The organism is Bradyrhizobium sp. AC87j1 (genome assembly GCF_002936975.1).
GTDB lineage: Bacteria > Pseudomonadota > Alphaproteobacteria > Rhizobiales > Xanthobacteraceae > Bradyrhizobium > Bradyrhizobium shewense.
Map to the genome: position 1 here is coordinate 1 of NZ_PTFE01000132.1, position 16,731 is coordinate 16,731.

A 16,731-nucleotide genomic window follows, 5' to 3' on the forward strand; every position below is an offset into this window, starting at 1 on the left:
GCGAGCGTCTTGTCGGCGAAGGCGAACTCGGCGTCAGCGCGGGCCTTCTGCTGTTCCAGCTTGCGCAGCGCGGCAGGGAGCGAGGCAGCTTCTTTCGCGGCGGCGGAAGCGGCCTTCTTGGCCTCGTCGGCAGCCCTTGTGGCCTCGTCGGCTTCGGCGGAGAGCTTGTCGGCCTGCCTGGGCGCTGCCGCGATCGCTTCCGGCTTCGGTACGAACAGCGAGGGGTGAGAGATATCGGTCGGGACGGTATCGTGGGGCGAGATGATCACCCGCATCCCGATATAAGTCTTGTCGAACAGGTTCTCGGCAAAGCCGAAGGGCATGCGCACGCAGCCGTGCGAGGCGGCATAGCCGGGCAGCGGTCCGCCATGCAGCGCGATGCCGTTCCAGGTGATGCGCTGCATGTTCGGCATCCAGGCATCGTCGTACATGGTCGAGCGGTGGTCCTTGTCCTTCTCGACGACGGCGAAGACGCCGGCTGGCGTCTCGCGTCCCGTGGTGCCGGTCGACACCGGCGCGCGCAGGATCCAGCCATCGGCATCGTAGAACGTGACCTGCTGGCTCTTGATCGACACGATCGCCATGATGGGATCGCCGGCCTGGCGCTGCGCCACCGCCTCGGCCGGCTGGCGCGCCTGCTTGGCCGCGCTCGCCGGCGCGACCGCCGCCAGGACCGCCATTGCCGCCAATGTCACGATTCCGGGAGGCACCCGACGCCGCATCGCCTTGGTGGGTTGCGTCGTCGTCAGTCGGTTTTTCATGCCATCCTCGGTCGAAATGCCGGCCCGCTCGTGCCGATCATGTATCAGATTGCGGTCATTCAATTAAGAAATCGCAGCCGCCATACGTTCCGTCTGTGGCGATATTCGGCCCGGTCCGGCGACAAATCCCTCATATACGACGGCCCGAGCCGGCGGAAGGTCGGTTGCAGCCCGGGGATGGTCCGAACCTGGTGGCAGTCACTGCGGCAGAATGTCCGGCTGTGCCGGCGAGGACACGCCCGTCAGACGCCCAGAGCCTTACGGTTGAAGCCTCGCAGGAAGCGCAGCGACAGCGTCCGGACATTGGCGACGTTGAGCAGCCAGGCCGTCCCGACATAGGCAAGGCCGCCGGCGAGGCTGACGACGAGGAGCGAGACGAAGCCGGTGCCGCCCGCTTGCGACCGCGCCGCCAGGATTGCAGCCGCCATCGCCGCTGCGGAGGCCGCAATACCGGCGAGGCGGCCGAGGTCGAACGGGACCGGGTGGGCGCGATGCATCAGAACGACGGCGACGACGAAACCGAGCACCTCGGTCGCAAGCGTCGCAAGCGCAGCGCCGTAGATGCCGTAGCCGGCGACCAGCGCGAACATCAGGACCACGCTGACCACCAGCGTGAGAAAGGACTGGGCCGCCAGCATGAAGGGCCGCTCGGCGAGCTGGAAGCTGATCTGCACGTAGAACTGGTTGGCGATACCGAAGAAGCGGGCAAGCACCAGGGTCGGCAGCAGCGCCGACACGCCGGCGCGGAAGTCGACGCCGACGAGCGTGCCGGCGACCTGATCCGCTGCAAGCGCGAGCCAGATAGCAACGGGGGTGACGACGACGAGCAGCAGCTCGAGGCTCTCGGTCAGCCGCTCCCGCGTCGTCTCCCTGTTATTCTCGGACAACGACCGGAACACCAGCGGCACGGTGGCCGCGGCGACGCTGGATGCGATCATGACCATGAACTGGCGCGGCAGGTCGGCGGCAACGCCGAAGATGCCGGCAGCGTCCTTGCCGAGCAGATAGGCGACGATCAGCCGGTCGCAGGCCGAATAGACCGCAACGGACAATCCGGCGAGCGTCAGCGGCAGGCCGTAGCGCGCCAGCTGCATGAACTGGCTGCGCTGGAAGCGGGCGATCCTGGTGCGGTCGCCGACGAGATTGAGAATGATCCCGGTGAGCGACCCCAGACCGAACGCGGCAAGCAGCCCCAATCCACCCCAGCCGAGCCAGATGCCGAGGAGGCCGAAGCCGACGCTCGACACGCTGCGCACGATCGAGATCGCGGCAAACCGGTAGGGTCGCAACTTGGCGCGTTCGAACTCCTGGCCGACATCGACCGCATTGGCCATGATCGCGACGAACATGCTGGCAAGCAGCAGCTCGACACTGAGGTCGCTGCGGAACAGGAAGACCAGCGGGGTCGTGGCGCAGAGCACCGCGACGGTGAGCCCGAAAGCCACCATCGCCGTGCCGCGAAAATCCACCTCCGCCGACATCGCCTGATAACGCGACACCGACAGCTTGATCCAGGCGAAGAAGATCGCGCCCAGAATGCCGGCGAGGCTGATGCCCACGACATAGACGCCGTACTCCGCCGGCGTCAGCAGCCGCGTATAGGCCGTGACCGCGAAGAAGCCCACCGCCGCAGGCAGGATGTAGGCGACGAGATAAATCGAGAAATGGCGGTTCAGCATGCGAGCACGGGACCGGCAGCGGTCTTGCGAGTGTGGCGGCCCTTCATCAATGGGGCCTTGAATGGGGCCTTAAATGGGGCCTTGGCGGGGCAAACGAATGCGCCGCAGCATCGCTCAAGAGTGTCACATAAGTCTGCAGATCGGGCGGCGAATGAAGCCTTGGAGCCGCTTTCGCGCGTTAGCGTTAAATTTGCCCTTCCTCGAATGGCAAGGCGCGATCACGAAAAGGAACCGACTTCCAAGCGGCAGAGGTTAACCCAACAAGGCGAAACCCCGGCGTCGCGAGGCGCCGCTTGGTACGATGGTGCATTGGTTCGAAAAGGACGGCCGTGACCAGGCTCGACAGACGCGAATTTCTCCTCGGCAGCGCCGCAGCCCTCGCGGCAGGCGCATCCGCGTCGGCCGCACCGGCGTCGAAACTGGCGCAGCGCCATCAGGGGTTTGGCGCAGCGGCCACGCTCTGGGACCTGCAAGCCGATCCCAGGCTCGGCGAAGCCATCAGCACCTATTGCACCCAGGTCGTCCCGGTGCTCGAGCTGAAATGGCCGATGCTGCGGCCGAATGCGCACACGTTCAACTTCGAGCGCGCCGACGCGATTCTGGATTTCGCGCGGGACAACGATCTGACGATGCGCGGCCACGCGCTGGCCTGGTATCACGACATTCCGGACTGGGCCAAGCAAATCAAGGACACCCGCGGCGTCGAGCGCGCCTATGTCGACCACATCGGCACCGTCGTCTCCTACTACAAGGACAAGCTGACGTCGTGGGACGTCGTCAACGAGCCGATTCCGGACAATCCCCGCAGCCCAAAGGATCGGCGCGACACGTTCTGGACGCAGCATCTGGGCCAGAGCTGGATTCCGCTGGCGTTCCGCACGGCGGCTGCGGCCGATCCCTTCGTCAAGCTCGCGATCAACGAATATGACATCGAGTCGGCCAAGGACTCCTTCATTGCCAAGCGCGCGGCTTATCGCAATCTGATCATGGACCTGCTCGATCAGGGTGTTCCGCTGCACGCCGTCGGACTGCAATCGCATCTGCATGCCGAGCTTGAGATCGACACCCATGGGCTCGCCGAGTTCGTCACCGAGCTGCGCTCGTGGGGACTTGAGGTGTACGTCACTGAGCTCGACGTCGACGACCAGAAGCTGACGGGCAATCCGGCGGAACGCGACGCCATCGTCGCCAAACGCGTCGACGATCTCCTCACCGCCATCTCAACCAGCGGCCCGGTGCGTTCGATCCTGACCTGGGGCCTCTCGGATCGCTACAGCTGGATCAACGGCACCTTCGCCCGCGCGGACAAGCAGCCGAACCGCCCGCTGCCGCTCGACGGCGAGTTCAAGCCAAAGCCGTTCATGGACGTAATCAGCAAGTTCACGAAGGACGTTTGAACGCGCGAGCTTAGCTGCGCGTCTTCACCTCGAACTCGGCCGCGTCTCCCATATCTTCGGGAGACAGGCTCGGAGCGCGGCGATCGCGCGAGCTGAGGCGGAATACGTCGCGGATGTCCTCGACCGAGGTCGACGAATAGGACTGGATGCAGAGCGCGACCTGCTCGGGCGAGGCGGCACGCATCAGCGCTTCGATAGCCGGGCGGTCGAGCGGCGTATCGTCCCAATGCGAGACCGCGATGCTGTCTTCGGTGACCCGATGGGCGGCAAGATGCGCAGGCGAGTTCGCGACAAAGTGGCCGTACATCAGATATTCCGAGAACTTCTTCTTCCGGCACAGCGCCAGAACCCAGTTCAAGCCGGTCGCCGACTTGATGGCGGCGGTCATCGCGCGCGCGGTGTCCTTGTCCCAGACCAATGCGTTGCCGACATAGTCGTCAGCCGGGAACGAGCGGTCCTTGATACCGAGAAGCTGATCGACGGTGCGCAGCCACAGCCCATGCAACGGGTGGTCGGCGCCGATGTCCTTCGGCGTGACGAACAGCGGCGTCTTCTCAGCCCCGGCATATTGGCCGACGTCGAATTCGCGGAAGAACAGATTATCCGAATCCAGGATGCAGACGCGCTGCTCGGGCGCGTTGAGGACGCCGGCGATCTTCAAGATCTGCTGGATGTGCCAGCCGTGCACCGGCGAGGACAGCAGCGACAGCCAGACGCGGCGCTTGCTGATGAACTGAAGCGCCGGCGGCAGTGCGAACAGCCATTTCGGCAGATAGCGCGAGGCCGGAACGATGACGCGCTTGTCGGAGGCGAAGCGCTCGAACAGCGGCACGTCTTCATCGTTAACGAGAACATAATGCCGCGTGTATCCCGTGAGCCAGGTGTCGATGCTCTCGCTGAGCAGCGAAAAGCGTTCGATATCCTTGGCATAGCTGGCGGTCAGCAGGGCAACGGAATGCATGGAGCGCGCTCAAATGGCCATCAGGCCGTACTCATAGCGGCGTCGGGGTGCGTTGGATACTTCCATTCGCAATCAAGGTAAAATGAAACGAAGCGTTAGCCATCCGACGGCAGTCCCTGCTCGATCCCGCGAAAGCGCAGCGGCGCCAGAGCTGAGGCTCGCTGCCACCAGTCGGCGACGCGGTCGTCGAGCGCGGTCGTGCCGCGGCCGTGGCCGGGGAAGATCCGGATCTGCTGCACCGCCTCGGCTTCGAAGCCCCTGCCCTTGCGCGTGATCTTGAGCGCGGCGCCTTCACGGTCCCGCTGGGTCAGCGGCACCAACAGGCGGCCGCGCGGCCGAAGCGCCTCGAGCCAGAGCGGATGCGGATGCGAGAACCCGGCGTGGATGATGATCACGTCAGCGGGCTCGCGGATCTCCTCACATCCATCGCCATGGACCACCTCGACGTTATGATAAGTCTGAAGGAAACTTGCAGCGCGGCGCGCCAGACGCTCGTCGCATTCGATGGCGATCACCCTGCCCTTCGGTCCCACGATCTTCGACAACACCGCCGAGAAATAACCGAGCCCGCAGCCGATCTGGACCACGCGGTCCTTCTCCTTGATGTCGAGCAAATCGATGAAATGCGCCCACAGGCTCGGCAGCCCCGTGTCGAGCTTGCGGCGCGCGTCGATTGCGACCAGGACATTGTCATAGAGATGAACGGGATCGCCATCTGGTGTCAGCCGATAGCTGCGCGCCGCTTCGCTCTTGATCCGCCAGGGCCCTCTCGGCAGAAAGTCTTCGCGCGGGATGGCGGCGAGCGCTTCGAGCACGCGCTTGGAGATAATCCGCTCGCGCTTTGCAATCCTCTCCACATAGCGCGCACGCGCGGCGGCAAGATCGCTCATGTCAGGGGTCGGCGCGTTCGCGGACCGGCGCGTCCGCACCGAGCTCGTTGACGAGCTGCACCGCCTGCTTCAGGTCCGGCGTGTAAAAACCCTCGCTGAACTTGCCGACAACGGGCACGAGCAGCAGACTCGCCTGCTCGCGTCTGCCGGCTTGTTGCGACAGGCGCGCGAGGCTGACGGCGGAGCGAAGCTCCCAGGACAGCGCGCCCTGCTTGCGCGCGGTCTCCAGCGCCAGCGCGAACAGATCGCCGGCCTCCTGCGCCGAGGCCGGGTCGCCGTCCGACAGCGTGATCTCGCCTTGCAGGCGATAGACTTCGGCGAGATAGGAGTGATCGCCGGTCCGCCGCGCGGTCGCGAGCGCACCGTCAAGCGCGCGCAAGGCGGCCTCGCGCATCCCGACCTTGGCGTAGGCTTCCGCAAGCAGGCAGCGGAACCAGCAGCCGGCGAGCCAGGAATCCATCGCCTCGTACTCGTCGAGGCCGAAGCGCATCTGGCTGAGGCCTTCATCGGCCTCGCCGAGTTGCGCCAGCGCCCAGCCGCGCAGGATCGCCGCCTGCTGCTTCCAATGCAGGAAATTATGTTCGGTGGCGATGATCATGGCGCGGTTGGCATGGTCGCGCGTGCCCTCAACGTCGCGCAAATGCTGGCAGAGATACGCACCGAACACGAGCGCGAAGGCGAGCGTGAAAGGATGGCGGATCTTCTCGGCATTCGCGATCGCCTGCTCGCTGTGCTGGCGCGCCGCGTCGGGCCGGCCGAGGAACCACAGGAGGTAGCCGAGATAGGACAACGAGACGACGCCGGGATCGGTGCCGTGCCGCTCCATCAGATCGGAGTGCAGATCGGGACTATAGAGATTGATGCAGCGATGCAGATGATGCTGGGAAGCTGCAAAACGGCCGCGATAGAGCATGGTCATCGCGATCGAGCGGTGCGCCTCGATCAGATAGCCGGTCTGCTGCGCCGGCTGCGTCCGCTCGTTGAGCCGCTCGCGCTTGGCGAATTTCAACAGCTCGACGCTGAGATCGTGCGCGCGGGTGAGATCGGCGCGGATGAAGTGGCAAACCCAGAGGCCGCGGGTGGCGGCAAAGATCTTTTCGTCGTCGTCGAGCTGCTGGCCGAGCTCGAGCGCGCGGATGTAGTTCTCCTCGACTTCCTGGACCGCGTAGCCCTTGGCGGCGATCAGCGCGTTGCCGAGCGCGATGCGCAGCTCGAGCTCCATCTCGTCCGCGCCCTGCATCCGCGCATTGGCCTGCACGACGCTGAGACCGCGGCGCAGATGGCCGATCGCCTCCAGATTGGCACCGCTCTTGGCCGCCTGCTTGCCGGCCTTGAGCCAGAAGCTCGCGGCGCCCTCGCTCTGGCCGGATTCGGTCATGTGATGGGCGAGCAGCTCCGGTTCACGCTCGGTCTTCTCCGGATACATCTCGGCAAGCACCTGGGCGATCCGCGAATGCAGCTTGCGCCGCTCGCTGTGCAGCAGGCTCGCGTGCGCAGCGTTCTGGATCATGACGTGCTTGAAGGAATAGAGCGCGTCGGGCGGAAGGCCGCGGCGCATGATCAGCCCGGCCTGCTCCAGATGATTGAGCGCGGCCTCGATCTGCTCCGCCGGCGTGTTGGCGACCGCATGCAGCGTCTCGTAGGAAAACTCGCGGCCGATGGTGGCGCCGATCTGCGCGATGCGCTTGAACGGCCCCATCCGGTCCAGCCGCGCCATCAGCGAGTCGGTTAGGGTTGCCGGGATCGCGAGCTGCCGCCACGGGCCCGACAGCACGTAGCGCCCATGCCGCTCGGTCAGCAGGTTGGATTCGAGGACCGTCTTGGTCAGTTCCTCCAGGAACAGCGGCACGCCGTCGGTCTTGACGATAATCTCCTCGACGACCTCCTTGGGCAGCTCTCTGCCGGCGACGCGCTCCACCAGCGTCGTGCGCAGCTGCCGGCTCAGGCGGCTCAGCACCAGCGTCGTGATGTGCGAATGCGCGTTCCAGCTCGGCTGGAATTCGGACCGCGCGGTGATGATGGCCAGGATCGGCCGGTTCTGCACCCGGTCGACCAGGAGGTCGATCACCTCGCGGGAGGTCGGGTCGATCCAATGCAGATCCTCGAACGCGATCACCAGCGGCATCTCGCGCGCAAGGCCGAGGAAATGATTGACCAGCGCCTGGACGGTCGCATCCTTCTGCTGCTGCGGCGACAGCTCGAGCCGCGGATAGCGGTCGCCGGTCGGTATCGACAACAACGCGGCAAACAGCGGCGTGACCTGCTCGATGTCGCCATGAGCGGCGGCGATCGCGCTCTCCAGGCTCGCCAGCGACAGCGCGGACGCATCCTCGCGGTCGAGGCCAAGGGAGAATTTGAGCTGCTCGGCGAACGGATAGAACGCAGTGGACGTGTAATAGGGCGAGCACTGGAACGAGACCTGTCCATGCCGGTCGCCCGATATCCGCTCGAAGATCTCCTGGATAATGCGCGACTTGCCGATGCCGGGCTCGCCGAACTTGACCACGACCTGACCGTCACCATCCTTGGCCTGCTCCCAGCGGCCCATCAACAGCGCGATCTCCTCCTCACGGTTGACGAGCGGCGTCAGTCGCGTGCCCATGGCGGCGGCGAATCGGGTCTCCACCCTCGAGGCGCGCACCACGTGCCAGGCCTGCGTCTTCTCGGATATCCCCTTCAAGGCGTGGACCCCGAGATTGCGGTAGTCGAACTTCCCCTTCAGCAGCGACTGGGTCGACGAGGAAATCACCACGCCGTTGGGCGGCGCGAGGCCCTGCAGGCGCGCGGCGAGATTGACGGTTTCTCCGACCGCGGAGTCGCGCTCTTCGGTGCCCTGTCCGACGAGGTCGCCGACCACGACGAGGCCGGTCGCGATCCCGATGCGGACGGCGGGTGAGTGGCTGAGTCCACCGCGCAGCTCGGTCGCGCGTGCGGTCGACAGCAGTCGCACGATCTCGAGCCCGGCGCGCACCGCGCGCTCGGCATCGTCCTCATGCGCGGTCGGATAGCCGAAATAGACGAGGATACCGTCGCCGACGAAACGGGCGGCAAAGCCCTCGTAATGCTTGACCACACGGACGCAGGTTTCGCGAAAGCTCGCAATCATGTCGCGAACGTCTTCCGGATCGAACTGCACGGAGAGCGAGGTGGAATCCACCATGTCACAAAACATGGTGGTGAGCTGACGCCGTTCAGCGCCGACCTCCGCGCGCGTTGGCGGCACTATTGTCGCGGGCGCCTCGGCCGCTTCCGCCTCGAACAGCGCTGCCATCGCCCGTTGCAGCCGCTTGCGATCGCCGAGCGGCAATCCCAGCTCGACCAGATCTGATTCGGTCAGGTCACCCATGACGTCGAGATCGAGACGGTGCTGTTCGAAGAGATCGGTGTAATGGCCGAGGCCGACGCCCTCGAGCCAGCGCTTCAGCCCGCCTTCCCTTCCGATGTCCGGCCCATTCTCCAGCATGGTGATTTCTGCCCGACCATAATTCCGTCGAAGGGCTTAGGGCCCCTCAACCACAGATTTTGGGGCCAAAACTTCACCTCAGACTGGACGCGTTCCCTGACTTCTTGGAAGAATAGCTCAACCGGATCAAAAGGGAACGGAATTGTCGGACGTCACACTCCCAGCGCCGGAGGAATCAAGCGGCACGGCTGCTGAAACGAAGACATTCGCCCACATCGGCGGCGTTCTCGATTTCTACGCCCGCAAGACGCCGGCGGCGCCGGCCCTCCTCGCCCCGGGTCGGCCCGTCCTCAACTACGGCGCGCTTGGCGAGGTGACGCAGGATCTCATCCGCACGCTGCGCCGGCTCGGCATCACCACTGCCGACCGGATTGCGGTTGCACTGCCGCGCGGCGCCGACAGCGCGCTGGCGCTGATCGCGGTTGCCTCGAGCGGCGCCTGCGTCCCCGTCAATCCCGATCTGACCGCGGACGAGCTGCAACGCTATTTCAGCGAACTGAAGCTGACCGCGCTCGTGACCCGGGCCGACATGAACTCGGCGAGCCGCGACGTCGCCAAGGCGCTGGATATCGCGGTGATCGATTTCGTGCCGGGACCGCAAGACGATCTGGGCGGCTGCAAATTCATCGGTCCGACGGTCGGGCCGGCGGCGACCGGGGGCGCCTCGCGCGGCGACGACGATGCGTTCATCCTGTTGACGTCGGGCACGGCAGCGCGGCCGAAGATGGTGCCGCTGACGCATCGCAATGTATGCCTGTCCGCCGCCAATGCCGGCCGCGTGCTGTCGCTCACCTCCCACGATCGCCTGCTCAACGTCCTGCCGCTGTTTCACGCCCATGGCTTGATCTCCGGCCTTCTGACGGCGTTGGCCGCAGGCTCCAGCGTGATCTGCACCGACGGCTTCGATGCACTGTCCTTCTTCGGCTGGATGCGGGAGCTGCAACCGACCTGGTACACGGCCGTGCCGACCATCCATCGCGCGCTGCTGACGGCGGCGGAATCCGACCCGGACCGCGCCCGCTCGTCGTCGCTGCGCGTGATCCGCTCGGCCTCGGCCTCGCTCGCGCCGACGATCCTCGAAGGGCTGGAGGCGACGTTCGGCGTTCCCGTGCTCGAGACCTACGGCATGACCGAAGCGGCCTCGCAGATCGCGGCCAATCCGTCCGAGCTGCGCAAGGTCAGATCGGTCGGGCGTGCCGCCGGCCCCGAGATCGCGATCATGGACGAGACGGGCCGCGCGCTTGCGAGCGGCGAGCGCGGCGAGATCATGCTGCGCGGACCGAACATGAGCCGCGGCTACTACAACGACGAGGCGGCGACACAGGCCTCCTTCCGCAACGGCTGGTTCCGGACCGGCGATCTCGGCTATCTCGACGCTGACGGCTATCTCTTCATCGTCGGCCGCATCAAGGACGTCATCAACCGCGGCGGACAGAAGATCTCACCGCTGGAGGTGGAAGAGGTCCTGCTCAGCCATCCGGCGGTGCTGGAGGCCGGCGTGTTCGCCGTCCCGCACGAAAAGCTCGGCGAAAACGTCGCCGCCGTCGTGGTGCTGCGGCCGGAGGCAGAGGCGACCTCGGATCAGCTGCGCCAGTTCGCGCGAAAGCGGCTCGCAGCCTACAAGGTGCCGAGCCTGATCCGCAGCGTGGCAGCCTTGCCGAAAGGCGGCAGCGGCAAGGTCAAGCGCAACGCGCTGGCCGAGCTGATCGCCAAGGAGGACTCCGATGGGGCGCGGCTGCCGCGCACCGCGCTGGAGACCCAGCTCGCCGCGATCTGGGCTGCTCTCTTGGAGCTGCCGCAGGTCGGAATCGATCAGGACGTCTTCGCGCTCGGCGCGGACTCGCTCGCAGTGACGCAGATGCGCTCTCGTCTGCGCGAACGCTTCAACATCGACTTCTCGTTCGAGGACATCTTCGATTGCGCCACGGTCGCCGCGCTCGCAGCCCGGATCGACACCGCCGCAGGCCGGCGTGGGGCGGCACTACCGGCCTGGCGGCAGGCGACGGAAGCAGACGCGCCGCTCTCGTTCCAGCAGCAGCGGATGTACGTGCTCTCGCGGCTCGATCCGACCCGCTACAATTACAACGTCGTCGAAGTCGCCGTGCTCAAAGGCCAGATCGACGTCGCCGCACTTCAGGCAAGCCTTGCGGCGATCTGCGCGCGCCACGAGGTGCTGCGCTCGGTCGTCGTCGAGCGGCATGGCGAGCCGGCGCAGCTCGTGCTGCAATCGCCGCCGCGGTTCGAGCGGATCAAGCTCAAGCCCTGTCCTGCCGACAAGCGGGCCGCAGTGATCAGGCGCGAGGCGCTCAAGCTCGCGCAATATCCGTTCGACCTGGCGCGCGAGCCGCCGCTGAAGGTCACCCTGCTGTCGTTCGATAAGACGAGCCATGCGCTGGTGGTCAATGTCCATCACCTCGTCACCGACGGCTGGTCGCAACGCCTGTTCTGGGAGGAGCTTGCCGCCCGCTATGCCGCCGCACACAAGAAGAGTGTGGCGGCATTGCCTTTGCCCGCTTTCCAATATCGCGACTTCGCGCTCTGGCAGCAGAGCTGGGCGCAGACGCCGGCAGCCAAGGACCAGCTCGACTATTGGCGAGGCCAGCTCGACGGCTTCACCACGATGCCGCTTCGGACCGACCGGCCAAGGCCCGAGGTCTGGAGCGGTCACGGCGCTCGCCACTATTTCGAGTTCTCGAAGGCTCTCTCGGGCGATGTCCGAGCATTGAGCCAGGATCAGGGCGTCACGCCCTTCATGACGCTGCTCGCGGTCTTCCAGTGCCTGCTGTTCCGCCACACCGGGCATGAGGACGTCGCGACCGGCTCGCTGATCGCCAATCGCAACCAGATCGAGAGCGAGCGCCTGATCGGGCTGTTTGCCAACACGCTGATCCTGCGCAACGATTTTGGCGGCGACCCGAGCTTCAGCGAGATGTTGCGGCGGGTCCGCCAGGTCACGCTCGATGCCTACCGCAACCAGGACCTTGCGATCGAGGAGGTGTTGCGCGCATTGCAGATCGCACGCCGCAGTGACGGCAATCCGCTGTTCCGGATCATGTTCATCCTTCAGAATTCCTCGATCGAGGCGGCACGCTTTCCCGGCCTCTCGACGCGGCGGCTGGAGATCGATCCGAAAGTGGCGCGCTTCGACATCACGCTCGAGCTGGTCGAGGCCGACGGCCGCTTCACCGGCTTCTTCGAATACGCCACCGACCTGTTCGACGCCGCGACGATCGACGGCATGGCGGCACAGTTCAAGTCTCTGCTGAAGGCCGCCATCGCCAATCCGGAACAGCGCATCTCTCGCCTGCCGCTCCTCAACCAGGCCGAACGCCGGCAATTGCTGGCGACGGGCCGGGGCGTGCCGGCCAATTTCACCACCCGCGGCAATGTGAGCGAACGCTTCGACCGCCAGGCCAGGAGGACACCGAACGCCATCGCGGTGACGGACGGACACACCTGCCTGAGCTATCGCGAGCTGGCGCGCCGCAGCCGGTCGGTTGCGCGCTGGCTGGTGCGCGAAGGCGTCGGTGCCGAGAGCGTGGTGGCCTTGCTTGCGGATCGCGGCCCCGACCTGCTCGCCGTAATGATCGGCGTGCAGCGCGCGGGCGCGGCCTTCCTCAATCTCGATCCCGAGCTTCCACTGGCGCGGCTCACGACCATTCTCGGATCGAGCTGCGCCCGCATGCTGCTGACCGGCCGCGCGCGGTCACCCATGGTCAGCGCGCTGCTCGAACCGCTGGTCGAGCGCATTCCGGTGGCCGAACTCGAAGATACGATCGCCTCGGGATCGACCAAGCCGGCCCGTGCCGTACGGCGCGCAGCCTCCGGCCTCGCCTACCTCATCTATACGTCCGGCTCCTCGGGTTCGCCGAAGGGCGTCATGATCGAGCAGCGCGGGCTGTCGAACCATCTGGCCTCGCTGATTGCCGAGCTCGGCCTCTCCGCCAGAGACGTCATCGCGCAGTCCGCGCCGCAGAGCTTTGTCATCTCGGTCTGGCAGTTCCTGGCGGGGCCGATGGTCGGCGCGCGCGTGCATGTCTGCGACAATGCGATCGTGCAGGACCCGATCCTGCTGGCGCGGGAGATCGAGCGCGAAGGCATCACGGTGCTCGAGATCGTCCCATCGCTTTTGCGCGTCATCGTCGAACGGATGAAGGAGGCGCCGATCCAGCGCGCCTTCTCCAGATTGCGCCTCCTGATCTCGACCGGCGAGCCGCTGCCCGTCGAGCTCTGCCGGGCCTGGTTCGCGCGCTGCCCAAAGGTGCCGCTGATCAACGCCTATGGCGCGTCAGAATGTTCCGACGACGTCTCCCTGCATCGCCTGACCAAGGCGCCGGCGACCGCGACCAGCAACGTTCCGGTCGGCGCGCCGCTGCCGAACACCCAGCTCTACGTGCTCGACGCCAACCTCCAGCCGCAGCCGGTCGGCGTGACCGGCGAGCTCTGCATCGGCGGCGCCGGAATCGGCCGCGGCTATGTCAACGATCCCGCGCAGAGCCGGCAGCGCTTCCTGCCCGATCCGTTCTCGCGCCAGGCAGGCAGTCGGCTTTACCGCACCGGCGATCTTGCCCGCCGCCGTGCCGACGGGACGATCGAATGCCTCGGCCGCGCCGACCATCAGGTCAAGGTCCGCGGCTACCGTATCGAGCTCAAGGAGATCGAGAACGCGCTGGCCGACCATCCGGGCGTGCGGGCCGGCATCGTTGAGCCGCGCCGCGAGGCGAGCGGCGACGTCAGGCTGATCGCCCATATCGTCGCAAAGCCCGCCAGCGGGATCAGCGCCAGCGAGCTGCGCGAATTCCTGAAGAGCCGGTTGCCGGGCCACGCCATCCCGTCCGCATTCCTGTTCCTGGATCACGTACCGCTCAATGCCCATGGCAAGATCGACCGATCCGCACTGCTGGCGCCGACGCAGCACGAGGCGCCCGGACCGGACGCGCCCGTGCCGGCGCGGCGCTTTACTGAAAAGGTGCTGTCCGACATCTGGATCGACCTGCTCAAGGTGGACAGCATCGGCGTCACTGACAATTTCTTCGACCTCGGTGGCCACTCGCTGCTGGCAGGCCAGGCGATGGCGCGCATCGCCCGCGCGCTCGGCGTGTCGCTGCCGATCAAGACCATCTTCGAGGCACCGACGATCGAGGGGCTTGCCCGGCGGGTCGACCAGGCCATGGCGGCGACGCCGCGCAAGCCTGTCGCAAGCGCGACAAGCCTGGCTGAAGCGAGCCTGACCGACAGCGGCGGACCAACGCTCTCGATCGCGCAGGACCAGATGCTCCGGATCGAGCAGAACCTGCCGGGGCTGCCGCTGTTCAACCTGCCCTTCGCCTTCCGCCTGCAGGGTCCGCTTGATGCGGCCGCCCTGGCACAGGCGATCGAGGACGTCATGCGCCGGCACGAATCGCTGCGGACCGCGTTCGGCTGGAACGGTGAGGAGCCCGTCAGCCATATCGCCGCACCCGGCACCCTCGGCCGTGTCCTGACCATCGAGACGATCGGCGACGGTCACGCTCACAATAACAAGCGGCGCAAGGCCCTGGAGCTCCGGAAGATCGATCTTCTGATCCAACAGGAGACCTCTACGCCGATCGACACGACGCGCGCGCCGCTGCTCCGCGCCCGGCTGTTGCGGCTCCACGACGACGATCACGTGCTGCTGCTGACGCTGCATCACGCCATTGTCGACGGCTGGTCGATCGGCGTGCTGTTCGAGGAATTGTCGAGCCGCTATGCGGCGCTGGCCGGATATCCCTCGGCGCCGCTGCCGAAGCTGCCCCCGGCCTTTTCGGACGTCGCACGCTGGCAGCGCTGGTGGTGCGGCACGGACGCCGCCCGCCGGCAGGCGGCGGACTGGACGGAAAATTTGCGCGGCGCGGTCCCTGTCTTCGACGGCGAATCAAGCCCGGGCGCGTCCACCGGGCATCATCCAGTCAATCTGGATCGTGAGCTGATCAGCCGGCTCACGGCGTTCGCCGGCCGGCACAATGGCACGCTGTTCATGTGCCTGCTCACCGGTCTGAAGGCCTTGCTGCTGGCCCGGACGGGTCGCACCGACATCTCTATCGCCACCGCCATGGCCAATCGCGCCCAGCCGGACACCGACCGAATCGTCGGCCCGTTCGAGAACACGGTGATTGTCCGCACCAAAATCACGCCGGAGCTGTCGTTCACGCAGACGCTGGCGCGGGTACGCCAGAGCGTGCTCGACGCGCATGCGCGACAAGAGCTGCCCTTCAACATCCTGGCCGACCATCTGGAGCGGGAGGGGATCAATCCGGCCTCGCTGCTCCAGGTCTATTTCACCCTGCAAAATCCGCTACGCCAGCCGCTCGATCTCCCGGATCTCGCGACAGGATCGATCGGCAACATCGCACGCGAAGGCCAGCCGGTGCTGCCGATCGACCAGACCTGGCTGTCGCTGATGCTCAAGGAGCGCCCAACCGGCATCACCGGCTCATGCAACTACAAGCACGAGCTGCTCGACGGCCGCAGGGTCGGCGCGTGGATGGAGGATCTCGTTGCGCTGCTGGGGGCCGCCGTTGCCCAGCCCAACACGCCGCTCGACGGATTACTCGCGCGCAACGCGGCTTGAGCGGATGACATCACGGACGAATACGGGTTCACTCGTCAAAGCTGTGCATGACCGAGTTGCATCTTGATTATTTGGCGCCGTCGCGCAAGATTATTCCGGCGTTTTGATTTGGACGATTATTTTCAACCGGGGGAGTGTTATGGGTTTCATCAAATTTACCAAGGGCACATCGTTGAGCGACAAGGACCGCAAGGCCCTCCAGAAGCTACTCGGTGCCGAGAAGAAGAAGCTCCAGTCCGCGCTGAAGGACGTCGACGCCAGCCTTTCGGTGCTTGGCGGCTCGAAGAAAGCCAAGAAGAAGAAGAGGTAAGATTCGTCGGCCGGGACGCCGTACGAATCTTCAGGCTTCGCTTTTCGGGGATGGGCCGCTCGCGTGTCGAGTTGGGGTCTCGCACAAGCTTGCGCCTGTAAACCGGCCTGCAAATCGACAAGAATTCGCCCGGGTGGACCGCTAGAAGCGGTCCGCTTGATTGATTCTTGCTCAGTTGTTTCTTCCGTCGGGACCGGGGATCTGCCCTCGGCCTGACGCAAAAGGCCCAATTGATGGCGGACGACAGAATTGAACTCTTTGTCGGACTGATCGAGTCCATCGACGCGCCGGGCGCGGTCGAGGCGTGCCGACGGCTGCTCTCGGTCGACGAACGCGTCCGGGCCGATCGCTTCATGTTCGAGCGGCATCGGCGGCAGTATATTTTCGCGCATGCGATGCTGCGCTTGGCGCTGTCGCAGATCGCCTCCAACGTCGCGCCATCCGACTGGTCCTTTGCAGCCGGCCGCTATGGGCGGCCGTTTGTCGCAGCGCCCGCGACCTCGAGCGCGCTGCATTTCAGCCTGTCTCACGCCGACGGCTGCGTCGCCTGCGTCGTGTCGAGGCATGAGTCCGTCGGTGTCGACGTCGAAACCGTGTCGCGGCGGGTGGCGCCGCTGTCCACCGCGCTTCGCTTCTTTGCGCCGGAGGAGGTCGAAACGCTGCGCGCACTGCCGGAGC

9 protein-coding genes are annotated in these 16,731 nt (G+C 65.8%); 4 read left to right on the forward strand and 5 right to left on the reverse strand.

The features are described from left to right. Positions 1–761: L,D-transpeptidase family protein (locus tag CV770_RS37025; RefSeq protein ID WP_148667139.1), on the reverse strand; the 761-nt coding region annotated here is incomplete at its 3' end. 242 nt (positions 762–1,003) lie between these two features. After that, the gene (locus CV770_RS37030) at positions 1,004–2,440 is read right to left on the reverse strand and encodes an oligosaccharide flippase family protein (protein ID WP_104465856.1); all 1,437 of its coding nucleotides are present in this window, start codon (positions 2,438–2,440) and stop codon (positions 1,004–1,006) included. A gap of 329 nt (positions 2,441–2,769) precedes the next feature. On the opposite strand from CV770_RS37030, the gene CV770_RS37035 reads away from it, so the two are divergent. Then, positions 2,770–3,837, forward strand: coding sequence for an endo-1,4-beta-xylanase (locus tag CV770_RS37035; RefSeq protein ID WP_104465857.1), 1,068 nt, complete (start codon positions 2,770–2,772; stop codon positions 3,835–3,837). 10 nt (positions 3,838–3,847) lie between these two features. Here CV770_RS37035 and CV770_RS37040 read toward each other — a convergent pair whose 3' ends face one another. The 3 genes from CV770_RS37040 to CV770_RS37050 all read right to left on the reverse strand — a co-directional run bounded on the left by CV770_RS37040 (position 3,848) and on the right by CV770_RS37050 (position 9,151). Further along, entirely contained in the window at positions 3,848–4,798 is a 951-nt protein-coding gene (locus CV770_RS37040; RefSeq protein ID WP_104465858.1) for a DUF6492 family protein, read from the reverse strand. Between the two features lie 95 nt (positions 4,799–4,893). Next, positions 4,894–5,688: a protein-L-isoaspartate O-methyltransferase family protein gene (locus CV770_RS37045; RefSeq protein ID WP_104465859.1), complete on the reverse strand. Its 795-nt coding sequence runs from the start codon at positions 5,686–5,688 to the stop codon at positions 4,894–4,896. 1 nt (position 5,689) lies between these two features. Beyond that, the gene (locus CV770_RS37050) at positions 5,690–9,151 is read right to left on the reverse strand and encodes an AAA family ATPase (protein ID WP_104465860.1); all 3,462 of its coding nucleotides are present in this window, start codon (positions 9,149–9,151) and stop codon (positions 5,690–5,692) included. A 142-nt stretch (positions 9,152–9,293) separates the two neighbouring features. Between CV770_RS37050 and CV770_RS37055 the strand changes: the two genes are divergently transcribed. The 3 genes from CV770_RS37055 to CV770_RS37060 all read left to right on the forward strand — a co-directional run. Beyond that, on the forward strand, positions 9,294–15,743 hold the full coding sequence (locus CV770_RS37055) for a non-ribosomal peptide synthetase (protein WP_104465861.1): 6,450 nt from the start codon (positions 9,294–9,296) through the stop codon (positions 15,741–15,743). A 139-nt stretch (positions 15,744–15,882) separates the two neighbouring features. Beyond that, positions 15,883–16,053 (forward strand): hypothetical protein, encoded by a 171-nt coding sequence (locus CV770_RS42935; protein WP_162832248.1) that lies wholly within the window; start codon positions 15,883–15,885, stop codon positions 16,051–16,053. Between the two features lie 233 nt (positions 16,054–16,286). Then, positions 16,287–16,731, forward strand: a 445-nt coding sequence (locus tag CV770_RS37060; protein WP_502693636.1) for a 4'-phosphopantetheinyl transferase family protein, incomplete at its 3' end; no start/stop codon positions are given.

Coding starts and splice junctions, on each gene's coding strand:
- CV770_RS37030 (WP_104465856.1), bottom strand. CDS start 2,440: ATGCTGAACCGCCATTTCTCGATTTATCTCGTCGCCTACATCCTGCCT.
- CV770_RS37045 (WP_104465859.1), bottom strand. CDS start 5,688: ATGAGCGATCTTGCCGCCGCGCGTGCGCGCTATGTGGAGAGGATTGCA.
- CV770_RS37040 (WP_104465858.1), bottom strand. CDS start 4,798: ATGCATTCCGTTGCCCTGCTGACCGCCAGCTATGCCAAGGATATCGAA.
- CV770_RS37050 (WP_104465860.1), bottom strand. CDS start 9,151: ATGCTGGAGAATGGGCCGGACATCGGAAGGGAAGGCGGGCTGAAGCGC.
- CV770_RS42935 (WP_162832248.1), top strand. CDS start 15,883: ATGGGTTTCATCAAATTTACCAAGGGCACATCGTTGAGCGACAAGGAC.